Annotated in this window: 10 protein-coding genes; 5 read left to right on the forward strand and 5 right to left on the reverse strand. The window is 74.0% G+C overall.

What is annotated here, in order from left to right; translation table 11 throughout:
- Positions 1–114 precede the first annotated feature (114 nt).
- From ACZ3X1_RS35790 to ACZ3X1_RS35800, 3 genes are all read left to right on the forward strand, one after another.
- Positions 115–741 (forward strand): YigZ family protein, encoded by a 627-nt coding sequence (locus ACZ3X1_RS35790; RefSeq protein WP_467283528.1) that lies wholly within the window; start codon positions 115–117, stop codon positions 739–741.
- An 85-nt stretch (positions 742–826) separates the two neighbouring features.
- Positions 827–1,996, forward strand: a complete 1,170-nt coding sequence (locus ACZ3X1_RS35795; protein WP_356814659.1) for an exonuclease SbcCD subunit D — start codon at positions 827–829, stop codon at positions 1,994–1,996.
- Entirely contained in the window at positions 1,993–5,004 is a 3,012-nt protein-coding gene (locus tag ACZ3X1_RS35800; RefSeq protein ID WP_467283530.1) for an AAA family ATPase, read from the forward strand. Before ACZ3X1_RS35795 ends, ACZ3X1_RS35800 begins: the two co-directional genes overlap by 4 nt.
- Here the strand turns inward: ACZ3X1_RS35800 and ACZ3X1_RS35805 are convergent.
- Positions 4,994–5,440 (reverse strand): Lrp/AsnC family transcriptional regulator, encoded by a 447-nt coding sequence (locus tag ACZ3X1_RS35805; RefSeq protein ID WP_356814657.1) that lies wholly within the window; start codon positions 5,438–5,440, stop codon positions 4,994–4,996. The genes ACZ3X1_RS35800 and ACZ3X1_RS35805 overlap by 11 nt on opposite strands.
- Before the next feature lie 94 nt (positions 5,441–5,534).
- On the opposite strand from ACZ3X1_RS35805, the gene ACZ3X1_RS35810 reads away from it, so the two are divergent.
- On the forward strand, positions 5,535–6,050 hold the full coding sequence (locus ACZ3X1_RS35810; RefSeq protein ID WP_356814656.1) for a rhodanese-like domain-containing protein: 516 nt from the start codon (positions 5,535–5,537) through the stop codon (positions 6,048–6,050).
- An 89-nt stretch (positions 6,051–6,139) separates the two neighbouring features.
- Here ACZ3X1_RS35810 and ACZ3X1_RS35815 read toward each other — a convergent pair whose 3' ends face one another.
- The 4 genes from ACZ3X1_RS35815 to ACZ3X1_RS35830 all read right to left on the reverse strand — a co-directional run bounded on the left by ACZ3X1_RS35815 (position 6,140) and on the right by ACZ3X1_RS35830 (position 12,323).
- The gene (locus tag ACZ3X1_RS35815) at positions 6,140–7,843 is read right to left on the reverse strand and encodes a DUF885 domain-containing protein (RefSeq protein ID WP_467283532.1); all 1,704 of its coding nucleotides are present in this window, start codon (positions 7,841–7,843) and stop codon (positions 6,140–6,142) included.
- Positions 7,844–8,149: 306 nt separating this feature from the next.
- Positions 8,150–9,589, reverse strand: a complete 1,440-nt coding sequence (locus tag ACZ3X1_RS35820; RefSeq protein ID WP_467283534.1) for a GNAT family N-acetyltransferase — start codon at positions 9,587–9,589, stop codon at positions 8,150–8,152.
- A gap of 111 nt (positions 9,590–9,700) precedes the next feature.
- Entirely contained in the window at positions 9,701–11,284 is a 1,584-nt protein-coding gene (locus ACZ3X1_RS35825) for an alkaline phosphatase D family protein (RefSeq protein ID WP_467283536.1), read from the reverse strand.
- A 163-nt stretch (positions 11,285–11,447) separates the two neighbouring features.
- Positions 11,448–12,323, reverse strand: coding sequence for an alpha/beta fold hydrolase (locus tag ACZ3X1_RS35830; RefSeq protein ID WP_467283538.1), 876 nt, complete (start codon positions 12,321–12,323; stop codon positions 11,448–11,450).
- 287 nt (positions 12,324–12,610) lie between these two features.
- On the opposite strand from ACZ3X1_RS35830, the gene ACZ3X1_RS35835 reads away from it, so the two are divergent.
- Complete coding sequence (locus ACZ3X1_RS35835) at positions 12,611–13,378, forward strand: GntR family transcriptional regulator (RefSeq protein ID WP_362630199.1); 768 nt, start codon at positions 12,611–12,613, stop codon at positions 13,376–13,378.
- The last annotated feature ends 225 nt before the right edge of the window (positions 13,379–13,603 follow it).

Genomic DNA, 13,603 nt, shown 5'->3' on the forward strand with positions numbered 1-13,603 from the left:
CCCGTCGGCGGGCGAGGTGCTCAAGGCGAGGTGCTCAACGTCACTCGCCGGCTCGGCGGGGAGCCGCCGGTCGTGGCCGCCGGGCCGGGGGTGGCCACGGCTTAGGGTGGAGCGGTGAAGCAAGACCAGTACGTGACGGTGGCCCGTGAGGGCGCGCACGAGTCGGAGATCAACCGCTCGCGCTTCCTGTGTTCGCTCGCGCCCGCCGCGACCGAGCAGGAGGCGCAGGAGTTCATCGCGCGCATCCGCAAGGAGCACCCCACCGCCTCGCACAACTGCTACGCCTACGTCATCGGCGCCGACGCCGCCGTCCAGAAGGCCGGCGACGACGGGGAGCCCGGCGGCACCGCCGGGGTGCCCATGCTGCAGATGCTCATGCGCCGGGACGTGCGCTACGCCGTGGCCGTCGTCACCCGCTACTACGGCGGCGTGAAGCTCGGCGCCGGCGGGCTGATCCGCGCCTACGGCGGCGTCGTCGGCGAGGCCCTCGACGAGGTCGGCACCGTCACCCGGCGGCGCTACCGGCTGGCCACCGTCACCGTCGACCACCAGCGGGCCGGCAAGACGCAGAACGACCTGCGCTCCACCGGCAGGACCGTGGTGGACCTGCGCTACGGGACCGCCGTGGAGATCGAGGTCGCCCTCCCCGAGGCCGATCTGCCCGCCTTCCAGGCCTGGCTCGCCGACAGCACGGCCGGTACGGCCCGTCTCACCCTGGGCGGGGAGACGTACGCGCCCTGAGCGCCCCCGGGGACGGGTTAGCGTAGGGGGGTTCAGCGAGCGGGAGACGACCAGGGGGAGACGGCATGTGCGGCGGGGCCGGCGAGTGAAGTTCCTGCACACCTCCGACTGGCACCTCGGCCGGGCCTTCCACCGGGTGAACCTGCTCGGCGCCCAGGCGGCCTTCGTGGACCACCTCGTCGAGACGGTCCGCACGCACGAGGTCGACGCCGTCCTCGTCGCCGGCGACGTCTACGACCGCGCCGTGCCCCCGCTGCCCGCCGTCGAGCTGTACGACCGGGCCCTGCACCGGCTCGCGGAGCTCGGCGTGCCCACCGTCATGATCTCCGGCAACCACGACTCCGCGCGCCGCCTCGGGGTCGGAGCCGGGCTGATCGGCCGCGCCGGGATCCACCTGCGGACCGACCCGGCCGGCTGCGCCGACCCCGTCGTACTGGCCGACGCCCACGGTGACGTGGCGCTCTACGGGCTGCCGTACTTGGAGCCCGCCCTGGTCAAGGACGAGTTCAGCGCGCGGAAGGTCAGCCACGAGGCGGTCCTGGGCGCGGCCATGGACCGGATCCGGGCCGACCTCGCCAGCCGCCCGCCCGGCACCCGCTCCGTCGTCCTGGCGCACGCCTTCGTCACCGGCGGGCAGGCCAGCGACAGCGAGCGCGACATCAGCGTCGGCGGCGTCGAGGCCGTGCCCGCCTCCGTCTTCGACGGGGTGGACTACACCGCCCTCGGCCACCTCCACGGCTGCCAGACGATCAACGACCGGGTCCGCTACTCCGGTTCCCCGCTCGCCTACTCCTTCTCCGAAGCCGGCCACCGCAAGACCATGTGGCTGATCGAACTGGGCGCGGGAGGAGAGATCAGCGGCGCCGAGCGCATCGACACCCCCGTGCCGCGCCCCCTCGCGAGGCTGCGCGGACGGATCGACGACCTCCTCGACGACCCCGCGTACGCCGTGCACGAGGACGCCTGGGTGGAGGCCACCCTCACCGACCCGGTCCGCCCCGACGACCCCATGGCCCGCCTCGCCACCCGCTTCCCGCACACCCTCACCCTCGCCTTCGACCCCGAGGGCCGCCGGGAGGAGACCGGCGCCTCCTACGCCCAGCGCCTGCGCGGCCGCACCGACCAGCAGATCGCCGAGGACTTCGTCGCCCACGTGCGCGGCGGCGGCCACCCGGACGAGGCCGAACGGGCCGTCCTCCAGGGCGCCTTCGACGACGTACGAGCCGACGACAGCTGCCGGGAGACCCGCCGATGAGGCTGCACAGGCTGGCCGTCACCGCCTTCGGACCGTTCGCCGAGCCCCAGGAGATCGACTTCGACGCCCTGTCCGGCGCCGGGATCTTCCTGCTGCACGGCCCCACCGGCGCCGGGAAGACCTCCGTGCTCGACGCCGTCTGCTACGCCCTCTACGGATCCGTGCCCGGCCCCCGCCAGGCCCCCGGCACGAGCCTGCGCAGCGACCACGCCGGCGCCGGCACCCCCACCGAGGTCACCCTCGAACTCACCGCGGGCGGCCGCCGCCTGGAGATCACCAGGCGCCCCGAACAGGAGCGTCCGAAGAAGCGGGGCACGGGCACCACCAAGGACAAGGCGCAGAGCCGGCTGCGCGAGCACACCGGCGAGGGCTGGGAGGCGCTCAGCCGCTCCCACCAGGAGATCGGCGAGGAGATCGAGCAGCTGCTCGGCATGAGCCGTGAGCAGTTCTGCCAGGTCGTGCTGCTGCCGCAGGGGGAGTTCGCACGCTTCCTGCGCGCCGACGAGGCGGCGCGCGGCCGGCTACTCGGCCGGCTCTTCGACACCCGCCGCTTCGCCGCCGTCGAGGCCCTGCTCGGTGAACGTCGCCGGGCCGCCGAGGCCAGGGTCCGGGCCGGCGACGAGAAGGTGCTCCACACCGCTCAGCGGCTCGCCCAGGCCGCCGGGGACAGCGCCGACCTGCGCGCCTGGCCGCTGCCCGGACACCAGCCGGGAGATCCCGGGCTGGCCGAAGCGGTCCGCGCCTGGGCGGCCGTCGCCCGCTGCTCCGCCCGCGAACGGCTCGACGTCGCCGAATACGCGCTCGCCGCCGTCGAGAGCCGGCACGCCGCCGCCCGCCGGGCCGCCGAGGACGCGCGGGAACTCGACCGGCTCCAGCGCCGGCACGCGGAGACCGCCCGCCGGGCCGCGCTGCTCGCCGAGGCGGAGCCCGAACGCGAGCGGGTGCGCGGCCTGCTGGACGGGGCCCGGCGCGGAGCCCTGGTGGCCCCCGCCCTGGAGCTGCGCGGCGCGGCCTCCGCCGCGCACCTCGCCGCCGCGCACGCCGAGACGGCGGCCCGGGCGGAACTCCCGCCGCCGCTGCGCGAGGCGGGCACCGAGCAGCTGGCCACCGTCGAGCAGCGGCTGCGCGAGGAACTCGGCGCGCTCGGCGCCGCCCACCGCGCCGAGCAGCGCAGCGCCGAGATCGGCCGCGAACGGGCCGACCTGGAACGGGAGTCCCGGGCCGCCGAGGAGCAGCACCAGGAGTCCGCCGAGTGGCTGGAGCGCTGGGAGGAGACCCGGGCCGCCCTCCAGGAGCGGCTGGACGCCGCCCAGCAGGCCGCCACCCTGGCCGAGCAGCTCGCGGGGAGGCTGGAACCGGCCCGGATGAACCTGAACGCCGCCCGCAGGCGGGACGAGTTCGCCGCCGACGCCGAGCGCGCCGAAAGCGAACTGCTCGACCTGCGCGAGGAGTCGGCCGCCGCGCGCGAACGCTGGCTGGAGCTCAAGGAGGCCCGGCTGCGCGGCATCGCCGCCGAACTCGCCGAAGCCCTGGTGGCCGGAGAGGCCTGCACCGTGTGCGGATCGGCGGAGCACCCGGCGCCGGCCCGTCCCGCCCCCGGCCACGTCGACCGGGCCGCCGAGGATGCCGCCCACGCCGCCTTCGAACAGGCCGAGCAGGCCCGGGCCGCCGTCGAACGCCGGCTCGCCGCCGCCCAGGAGGCGCGCGCCGAGGCCGCGTCCGCCGCGGGGGAGTCCACCACCGCCGAACTCCTGGCTCTGACCACCGACCTGACCACCCGGCACGCCGCCGCCCATGCCGCGGCCGCCGGCCTGCACGCCGCCCGGGAGCAGCTCGCCCGGGCCGAGCGGGAACACGCCGCGCGCAGCGCCGACCGGCTCGACGCCGAGACCCGGGCCGCCGCCCGGGCCTCGCGCCGTGAGGCCCTGGACCGGGAACAGGCCTCGCTGGAGGCCGAACTCGCCCTCGTGCGGCGCGACGCACCCACCGTCGCGGCCCGCGCCCGGACCCTGGAGGACCGGGTCAGGATGGTCGCCGCGGCCGCCGCCTGCCTGCGCCGCGCCGAGACGGCCGCCGCCCGGCTGAAGGAGGCCGACGACCAGCTCGCCGACGCCGCCTTCAAGGCGGGCTTCGACACCATCGAGGCCGCCGCCGAAGCCGTTCTCCCCGAGTACGAACGCACCGCGCTCCAGCACCGGATGGACGCCTGGCAGGCCGAGGAGGCCCTCCTGGCGGACCGCCTCGGCGAGACCGATGCCGCCGAGGCCGCGGCGCTGCCTCCGGCCGCACCGGACGCAGCCGAGGCGTACGCGGTCCAGGCCGCGGCGAAGCTCCGTACGGCAGGCTCCGCCTGCGACGCGGCCCGCGTCCGCTGCGCCGAACTGGACCGGCTCTCCCGGCAGACGGAGCAGGAACTGCGCGCGCTCGGCCCGCTGCGCGAGGCCTACGACCGGGTGGCCCGGCTGGCCGGACTGACCGCCGGCACCTCCGCCGACAACGAGCGCAAGATGCGCCTGGAGGCCTACGTGCTCGCCGCCCGCCTGGAGCAGGTGGCCGCCGCCGCGACGGCGCGGCTGCTGCGCATGTCCGGCGGCCGCTACACCCTGGTGCACTCCGACGCGAGGGCGAGCGGACGGGGGCGCTCCGGCCTCGGACTGCACGTGGTCGACGCGTGGACCGGCATCGAGCGGGACACCGCCACCCTGTCGGGCGGCGAGACCTTCTTCGCCTCGCTCGCCCTCGCGCTGGGCCTCGCGGACGTGGTCACCGACGAGGCGGGCGGCACGCGCCTCGACACCCTCTTCATCGACGAGGGTTTCGGCAGCCTCGACGACCAGGCGCTGGACGAGGTGCTCGACGTCCTGGACTCACTGCGCGAGCGGGACCGCAGCGTCGGCATCGTCAGTCACGTCGCCGACCTGCGGACCCGGGTCCAGGCCCAGCTGGAGATCGTCAAGCAGCGCGGCGGCTCCGTCGTGCGCCACCGGACGGCGGCGCTCACGGACTGAGCGGGCGGCGGGGCAGCGGCGAGGAGTAGACGATGCTCGTCGTCACCGGGCCGAGGCCCGCGATCCGGCCGGTGACCTCCTCCAGGTGTCCCATCGAGCGCGTCGCCACCTTGAGGACGAAGCAGTCGTCGCCCGTGACGTGGTGCGCCTCCAGGATCTCCGGGGTGGCTTCCAGGAAGTCGCGGAACGGCTTGTAGTTGCCGTGCGGATAGCGCAGTCGCACCAGGGCGAGGATCGACTTGCCGAGCTTCTCCGGGTCCACGACGGCCGTGTAGCCGGTGATCACACCCGCCTCCTCCAGCCTGCGGACCCGCTCGGTGACGGCGCTCGCGGACATGGACACCGAGCGGGCGAGCTCGGTGAAGCTGGCGCGGCCGTCCCGCTGAAGCGCCTCAAGGATCCGCCAGTCGGTGGCGTCAGGGGAATAGTCGGTCATGGGGCAGGTCTAGCAGGGGATTCCCCGGCCGGACAAGGAGAAGGCCGAGGAAAGCCACTTCCGAGGAAGATCAACAGATCGTAGATTTCTGGCCATGACGACGACGCAGAACGCCTCCTCCGCCCCCGCTTCCAGCAACCCCGTGCTCCGGGTGCCGCCGGCCTCCCCGGCCGCGGCCGCAGCGTACTTCGCCGCGAGCCTGGCCTTCCACGCCGACGTCTCGGACGTCGCGAGCGCCTTCAAGGCCCATCGCGAGGCGGGCGCCGAGCTGGGCTTCCAGCTCGTCGACTCCCGCTCCACGCCCTCCTGGGACCAGGCGCACGTGCCCGGTGCGATCCACCTGCCCACCGCCCTCGTCCCCGAGCAGGCCGAGCGGCTCCTGGACAAGAACGTCCCGGTGGTGACGTACTGCTGGGGCCCCGGCTGCAACGGCGGCACGCGCTCGGCCCTCGCGCTTGCCGAACTCGGCTTCCAGGTCAAGGAGATGCTCGGCGGCATCGAGTACTGGATCCGCGAGGGCTTCGAGGTCGAGACCTGGCAGGGCACGCGGCAGCGCGGCGAGGCCGACCCGCTGACCGCGCCGACCGACTCGGACGACTGCGGCTGCTGATGTGGCCGCCCGACGCGGACGGGCCGCCCACCCCCGGGGGATGAGCGGCCCGTGCGCCGTGCGGCGGGCGGCCATGAGGCGCCGTGCCGTCAGAGCTTCGACAGCTCGTCCAGCAGGTCGTCCAGTCCCAGCGAACCCTGCGACAGCGCCGCCATGTGCCAGGCCTTGAGGTCGAAGGAATCACCGTGCGCGGCACGGGCGTTGTCCCGGCCCAGCAGCCAGGTGCGCTCGCCCAGCTTGTAGCCGATCGCCTGCCCCGGCATCGACAGGTAGCGGGTCACCTCGCTCTCCACGAACTCCGCCGGCCGGCCGCTGTGCAGGCCGAAGAACTCCTGCGCGAGGTCCACGGTCCACGTCTCGCCCGGGTGGAACGGCGAGTCCGCCGGGATCTCCAGGCCCAGGTGCATGCCGATGTCGACGATGACACGCGCCGCCCGCATCATCTGGCAGTCCAGGTAACCCAGGCGCTGCTCGGCGTCCTTGAGGTAGCCCAGCTCGTCCATCAGCCGCTCCGCGTACAGGGCCCAGCCCTCGCAGTTGGCGCTGACCCAGCCGACGGTGGCCTGGTAGCGGGAGAGCTGGTCCGCCACGTGCGTCCACTGCGCGAGCTGCAGGTGGTGGCCCGGCACGCCCTCGTGGTACCAGGTGGACACCAGGTCGTACACCGGGAAGCGGGTCTGGCCCATGGTGGGCAGCCAGGTGCGGCCGGGGCGGGAGAAGTCCTCCGAGGGGGAGGTGTAGTACGGGGCCGCGGCGCCGCCCGGAGGGGCGATCCGGGACTCCACCTTGCGGACCCGCTCTGCGAGTTCGAAGTGGGTGCCGTCGAGGTTCTCGATGGCCTCGTCCATGATCCCCTGGAGCCAGGCCTGGACCTCGTCCACCCCTTCGATGTGGGTGCCGTGCTCGTCCAGGTGCTTCAGGGCCTCCCAGGGACCGGCGCCCGGGAGGATCTTGGCCGCCTCGGTCTTCATCTCGGCGAGCAGCCGGTGGTATTCCGACCAGCCGTAGGCGTAGGCCTCGTCGAGGTCCAGGTCGGTGCCGTTGAAGTACCGCGACCAGCGGGCGTACCGCTCGCGGCCCACCGTGTCCGGGCGGCCCTCGACGGCGGGGGCGTACACGGCGGTCATCCAGTCGCGCAGTTCGACGACGGCGGCGGTCGCGCCGGCGGCCGCCGCGTCCAGCTCGGCGCGCAGGGACTGCGGGCCGTTCGAGGCGAAGTCCTCGAAGAAGGCCGCGGCGGTGCCGTCCTGGCCGGCCCACGTGGTCAGCTGGCCGATCATGGTCCCGGTGGCGCGAGGGCCGCCGTACAGACCGCGCTCCAGGCCGAGCCGGAGGCTCTCGCGGTAGCCGGCGAAGGCGGCCGGGACGGCGCGCAGCCGCTCGGCGATCGCCGCCCAGTCCTCGTCGGTGTCGGCCGGGGTCAGGGAGAAGACCTCGCGGACCGAGTGCACGGGGCTGTGGATGTTGCTGACCGCGCGCAGATCCTCTTCGGCGTCGTGGACCGCGAGTTCGGCGGTGAGCCGCTCGCGGAGCAGACGACCGCAGCGCCGCTCGGCGTCGGAGTCGGCGCCGGGCAGCGCCTCGGCGGCGTCGAGGCAGGCGAGGGTCTCACGGGCGAGTTCGGCGACGGCCGCGCGGCCCGCCGGGGAGAAGTCCGGGAGCTTGGCGGAGCTCTCGGCTACACCCAGGTAGGTGCCGGTGATCGGGTCGAGGGCGATGAGGCCGTCGACGTAATCGTCGGCCACCTGGCGGGGCAGCCGGGGGGCGCTGCCGGTGTGGAGGGTCTCTGACATGCGGCCATCTTCGTATGTGAGGCGTCCTCCCGTCATCACCGATTGTCGTCAGCCTCGTGACGCGGGCCGGAGCACGGCTGCCGGGTCCGCCCCGAGGTGATCAACGTGCCCTGTATACAAGCGATTTCGCTGTCGGGAGGGAGTGTGGTGGGCGGTGGCGCGGCCCGGAGTTTGGCCGGATCCGGACGGAGGCACACCGTCCGGACGGAGGCACACCGTCCGGGCGGGACACACCGTCCGGGCGGAGGCGCCCCGTCCGGACGGGGCGCCTCCGCCCGGAGCGCGAGCTGTGCGGTCGGGGCGGGCTCAGTGGGGGCGGCGCGGAGCCTGGTGCTCGTGCGGCAGGCCGAGGGGCACCTCGTGCGGCCGTCGCGAGCCGGCGGGGGCCGAGTCCAGCCGGGCCGTGATCACCAGGGTGCCCTCCTCGATCTGGTAGTCGAGGGGGAGGCCGAGGCCGCGCATGGCGGCGACCATGCCGGTGTTGGCCGCCTGGGTGACGGCGTACACGCTGTCGCACCGTGCCTCGACGGCCATGGCGATAAGGCGGCTGAGCAGCTCGGTGCCGATGCCCCGGCGCTGCCAGTCGTCCTCGATGAGCAGGGCGACCTCGGTCTCGTCGCCGTCCCACAGCAGGTGGCCGAGGGCGACGAGCTTCCCGGACGCGGTGGTGGCGGCGAGGGTGCGGCCGAAGCGGGGGCTGAGCAGGTGGCCGAGGTAGCGGTCGGCATCGGCGACGGGGCCGTGGTAGCGCAGCCCGAGGGTGCGCTCGGAGCAGCGGTCGTGCATGGCGCGGGCCGCGGCCAGGTCCGATCCGTCGGCGCGGCGGACGGTGATCTCGTTGCCCTCGGGGAGGGTCAGCACGTCCTGGCTGCGCGGGACGCGCGGGCCGAGGCGGGCGTCGAGCTCGACCAGGGCGCGGGCCCGGGCGAATTCGGTCGGCGTGAAGGGCAGGTAGGGCCGCTCGATGGTGATCGCGCCGCCCGAGGGGTCCCGCAGCCGCATGACGGTGGCCTCCAGCACGCCCTCGACCGGGGCGTCCGCGCCGGAGTTGGGGCGCCCGGAGAGGGTGGTCGCCGGGATCGAGTGGATCGTGCAGCGGCCGAGCAGCTGGCGCAGGGCGAGGGGGAGCTCGGCGGCGTCCAGGGCGGTGCGGGTGGCCAGGCCCAGCAGTCGCGTCGGGGTGTCGACGAGGTCGTGGGCGTCGGCGCGCTCGATCCAGGTGCTGTGTCCGCCGGCCCGGGAGACGGCGCGGGTGAGGTCGGCGGAGGGGAGTTGCTGCGGGGCGCGCAGCAGGAACTCGTCCACGGTGCCGCCCTCGGGCAGCGGGTGCGTCTGGAGGGTGAGGATGTCCACGCCGTTGCGGGCGAGGGCGGTGCAGAGGACGGCCAGCGAGCCGGGCTGGTCGCGTACGGTCGTGCGCATCCGCCACAGGGTGGTGGCGGTCGCGGTGGTTCCGGCGGCCGCGGTGGCGGCGGGCGCCGACGGTGCCGGTTGCTCGGCCGGCGGTGTGCTGGGCGGCGGCGCATGGCTGTGGCGCCGCGCCCACCAGGTGTGGAAGGCCGCGGTCACCAGCAGCGTGACGGCCGAGGCAACCAGCAGGATCGGACCCCTGGGGCCGTGCACCACGAGATTGGCGATGGCGTCGGCGACCGCGACGGCGCAGAACAGTGCGGCGAGTTCGACGACGTCGCGGCGCCAGTGGTGGCGGTGGGGACGCTGGGCGGGGGCGTGGATACGGTCAGTCATGCACACCACTGTTGCGCAAGGGTGTTGCGTGATCACGAACGAACTGTGACCGACTGGTTAAGTGTCCATCTGGCCGATTTCACCCGGTTTTCGGGGGCTTCCTCGGTCGCTCTACTGGCCCACACGACCGGGCTGGAGGGTCCTGGTGAAGAGTACGCCGCCCCCCTGGCGGCGCAACCGCACGGTGAGGTCCCCGCTGTCGCCGTCGATGTCGACCTCCCCGTAGTAGGGAGGGTTTTCGGACGGTGACATGTTGGCGAAGGGGGCCGACTGGACGAAGGCCGTCTCCGGGCCGAAGGTGGCGTCGAGCCGGCCGGCCGGGAAGCCGCCGGCTCCGACGGGACCGGAGACGAACTCCCAGAACGGCGCGAAGTCGGCGAAGGCGGCCCGTTCGGGCGCGTAGTGGTTCGCGGCGGTGTAGTGCACGTCGGCGGTGAGCCAGAGGGTGCCGGTGATGCGCCGGTGCTTGATGTGCCGCAGGAGTTCGGCGATCTGCAGCTCCCGGCCGAGCGGGGCGCCCGGGTCTGCCTGGGCGACCGCCTCGAAGTCCGCGGCTCCGTCGGGGACGACGATGCCCAGGGGCATGTCGGCGGCGATGACCTTCCAGGTGGCCCGGGAGCGGGAGAGCTCGCGCTTGATCCAGGCGAGCTGCTCGGCGCCGAGGATGCCGACGGGGTCCTCGGTCTGGCCTCCGGGGGAGTTGGCGTTGCGGTAGGTGCGCATGTCGAGCACGAAGACGTCGAGGAGCGGCCCGTAGCGCATCACTCGGTACATCCGGCCCTCGGCGCGGCCGCCGCGCAGGTCGGTGACCGGGAAGTACTCGCCGAAGGCGCGGCGGGCGCGGGCGGCGAGGGTGTCGGCCTCCTTGACGGTGTAGCGGGGGTCGTCGATCAGCTGGCCCGGGTACCAGTTGTTGCGCACCTCGTGGTCGTCCCACTGGGCGAGGACGGGGACCTGGGCGTTGAAGCCGAGGAGGTTGCGGTCGAGGAGGTTGTAGCGGAAGTTCCCGCGGAACTCGTCGAGGGTCTCGGCGACCTTCGACTTCTCCGCGGTGGTGATGTTGCGCCAGACGCTGCCGTCCCGCAGGGGCACGGCCGACTGGATCGGCCCGTCGGCGTAGACCGTGTCCCCGCTGAAGAGGAAGAAGTCGGGGTTGCGCCCGCGCATCTCGTCGAAGATGCGGTAGCCGCCGACATCGGGGTTGATGCCCCAGCCCTGGCCCGCCAAATCCCCGGACCACAGGAAGCGCACGTCGCGGCGGCGGGAGACCGGGGTGGTGCGGAAGGTGCCGAGGACCGGCTCGGCGGTGCGGCGGGGGTCGTGGGGGTCGGCCAGGACGACCCGGTAGTGGATCTGCTGTCCGGGCGGGAGGTCGCGCAGGACGGTGGTCCCGGTGAAGTCGCTCGACGGGCCGAGGAGCGGGCCGCGGTGGCGGCGTACGGCGTAGCGGAACGTCTCGCTCGGAGAGGTCTCGACGTACATGCGCGCGACGCGGTCGCAGCGGGTCCACACGGTGGCCGAATGCGCGGTGATCTCACCGGACTGGACGCCCCAGTGCGCGTTCGGCCGGCCGGAGCGGGCGAAGGCCGGGGCGGCGAGTGCGGGGGCGGCGAGTGCCGGAGCGGCGAGCAGCGCGGAGGACAGGGCCAGGGAACCGCCGATGAGGGAGCGTCGGGTGTGCGGGGTCGATGCCATCGATGCGTCTCCAGGGGGGAGAGAGGACGGGTCGGACCAGCGTGCCGCCGCGCACCGGCCCGGCCGCGTCGCCCACGCGAACCGCGGATGAACAGCCGTCAGCCGCTCATCCGTTCAGGCGTTCAACCCCCTTGACTCGAACCGGTCCCACTCACTCGCTCGCTCAGCCACGCGCGTACTCGGTCTGCCGCGACACGGCCGGCTCGGCGCTGCGTGCCGTGTCCAGCACCACCCGGGCGACGAGGGCCGGGTCGTCGCTCATCGGGACGTGGCCGCAGCCCGGGAGGCGGACCAGCCGTGCGCCGGGCAGGGTGTGCTTGGCCCGTACGCCCTGGCGGCGCAGCAGCAGCCGGTCGCGGGTGCCCCACGCGAGGGTGACGGGAAGGCCCGGCACGTCGTCGGTGAAGCGTACGGAACCACCCGCGGCCAGGGTGTCCTCGAATCCGGTGGCATGGCGCAGGGCGAGGGTCTCGGCGACCACGGCCTCGGGCGAACGGCGGGCCGGGCGGGCGTAGATGGTGCCGGTGAGCGCGGCGCGACCGACGGCGGTGCGCGAGAGCCGGTGGACGGCGGGGAGGGGCAGGGTCCTGGCGCCGGCCCGCATGGCCAGGAGCGCGGCGAAGGCGTAGCGGCGTTCGGCTTCGGTCCAGAACCCGGCGGGCGAGAGGGCCGTGACCGAGCGGACGAGATCGGTCCGGCCCATTTCGAGGGCGAGCAGACCGCCGAGGGAATTGCCCGCGACGTGCGGGCGCTCGACGCCGAGGGCCGTGCAGAGCGCTCCGAGTGCCGGGGCCACGCTGCCCAGGGAGTACGGGACGCCCTTGGGCAGCGGCTCCGAGGCACCGAAGCCGGGCAGGTCGACGGCGATCACGTCGTGCTCGGCGGCCAGGATGTCGGTCACCGGGTGCCAGGCCTGGAGATGATGGCCGATGCCGTGCAGCAGGAGGAGCGGTTCGCCCGAGCCTTTGCGCTCGTAGGCGACGGTGGTGGTCCGGGGGCCGAGCGGCGAATCGATCGTGAAGGAGACGGTGGCGGTCATGCTGCTCCTCATCGGTTGGACTGCTGCGAGACAGGCTGTCAGGAGTGCCCACCACCATGATTACCGTCGGGTAGCCCTTGACTACAAGCCCTCGGCGCATACGAGAACATCCCGTGACGGCTTGATACATATGCCCGATCTGCCCGGCAAAGGTACGAGCATTGGTCTTGACCAAGGGGGTGCGCGGTCCTATCGTCGCAGGGATAGTGCAAGAACCTTTAATAAACAAAGGCGCGGAACTGCCGCTGGAACACACGGCGGGTGCAGCGATGGCAGGAGGAGTCAGGGTGGGGACCACGCAGCTCGAAACGGTGCCGGAGCCGAAGTACTGGCACCTCAAGACCGTCCTCAGCGAGGCGCTCGACCAGGACTTCGCCGTCGGTGAGGTACTGCCCAACGAGCGTGAACTCGCGGCCCGCTTCGGAGTCGCTCGGGCGACCCTGCGTCAGGCGCTGGAGCAGCTGGAGCTCGAAGGCCGGCTGCAGCGCCGCCGGGGCGTCGGCACCACCGTCGCCCCGCCGCGCGTCGGGGTTGCCGTCGGCGGTGCGCAGCACAGCTGGCCCGGGGAGGGCGTGGACGGCTGGGAGCCGCAGGACGCCTCGGAGTCCCTGCCGCCGGCCGCCGTGGTGAAGCTCCTCGGTACCGGCGGGGCGTTCGCCGCCGACCAGCCGGTGCACACCGTACGCCGGACCAGGATGACGAACGGTCAGGCGGTCGCTGCCGAGCTGCTGTACGTGCCGGCCGCCTCGGTGCCCGGACTGCCCGCCATCGAGGCCCCGTCGGGTCCTGCCCGGGCGCGTGCCGTCCTGCGCGAGTTGCAGCGGCTGGTCCTCGACGGCCAGGACCGGTCGGTTGAGCTCGGCTCCGCCCGCGCCGACGACGCCAAGGAACTGGACCGGCTGCCCGGCGCACCGGTGCTCCTGGTCACCACGCGGTACTTCACCGCCGCGGGCACGGCCGCGGTCTCGGTGGCCACCTACCGGGCCGACACCTGCCGCCTCACCTTCGGTGACTCCGGCGGCGTCGAGATCACGCACGAGCCCGTCGCCTCCTGACACCTCCTGATACCTGATCGACCCGAGCCGGTACGGCCGTGGGGGGGGGGGGGCGGGGGGGCGGGGCGGGGGGGGGGCCCCCCCCGGGGGGGGGGGGGGGGGGGGGGGGGGGGGGGGGGGGGGCCGGGGCCAGGCGCCCGGGGCGGGGCCCCACTCGCAGGCAGCGCGCTCCGGGCGGGTCACGGTCGTCTATGAGACCGGTACGGTCGCACCGCAGGACCGGGA

The sequence above is a fragment of the Streptomyces sp. NPDC023541 genome (assembly GCF_055559995.1).

What these genes read in the sequence shown, in the direction of transcription:
- ACZ3X1_RS35800 (WP_467283530.1), top strand. Translation starts at nt 1,993, where the DNA reads ATGAGGCTGCACAGGCTGGCCGTCACCGCCTTCGGACCGTTCGCCGAG.
- ACZ3X1_RS35805 (WP_356814657.1), bottom strand. Translation starts at nt 5,440, where the DNA reads ATGACCGACTATTCCCCTGACGCCACCGACTGGCGGATCCTTGAGGCG.
- ACZ3X1_RS35830 (WP_467283538.1), bottom strand. Translation starts at nt 12,323, where the DNA reads ATGACCGCCACCGTCTCCTTCACGATCGATTCGCCGCTCGGCCCCCGG.
- ACZ3X1_RS35820 (WP_467283534.1), bottom strand. Translation starts at nt 9,589, where the DNA reads ATGACTGACCGTATCCACGCCCCCGCCCAGCGTCCCCACCGCCACCAC.
- ACZ3X1_RS35815 (WP_467283532.1), bottom strand. Translation starts at nt 7,843, where the DNA reads ATGTCAGAGACCCTCCACACCGGCAGCGCCCCCCGGCTGCCCCGCCAG.
- ACZ3X1_RS35825 (WP_467283536.1), bottom strand. Translation starts at nt 11,284, where the DNA reads ATGGCATCGACCCCGCACACCCGACGCTCCCTCATCGGCGGTTCCCTG.
- ACZ3X1_RS35810 (WP_356814656.1), top strand. Translation starts at nt 5,535, where the DNA reads ATGACGACGACGCAGAACGCCTCCTCCGCCCCCGCTTCCAGCAACCCC.